This is a genomic window from Nocardia cyriacigeorgica, from assembly GCF_010858045.1.
In the GTDB taxonomy this organism is placed as follows: Bacteria; Actinomycetota; Actinomycetes; order Mycobacteriales; family Mycobacteriaceae; genus Nocardia; species Nocardia cyriacigeorgica_E.
Genome location: NZ_JAAGVC010000444.1, coordinates 1 through 231, shown reverse-complemented (window position 1 = coordinate 231; position 231 = coordinate 1). Strand labels below are relative to the sequence as shown.

Below are 231 nucleotides of genomic sequence, written 5' to 3'. Positions count from 1 at the left end.
TCTGCACTCCGCCGTAATCGGCGATGAGCCTGGTCCCGCGCCGCGACACCAGGAACCCGGCGATCAGGAACAACGCGGCGGTGGAGATGCCGTGGTTGACCATGTACAGCGTCGCCCCGGTGCTGGCAGGCACCTTCCTCATCGCCGGTCTGGCGACGTTGTCCCTGCCTGGGCTGGCGCCGTTCGTCAGCGAATTCCTGGTCCTGGTCGGCACTTTCAGCCGCTATCAGG

General features: G+C 66.2%; 1 pseudogene. It reads left to right on the top strand.

The window, feature by feature from the left end:
* Positions 1 to 29 precede the first annotated feature (29 nt).
* Positions 30 to 231, top strand: a pseudogene (locus GV790_RS31970) (hypothetical protein); the annotation flags it as partial.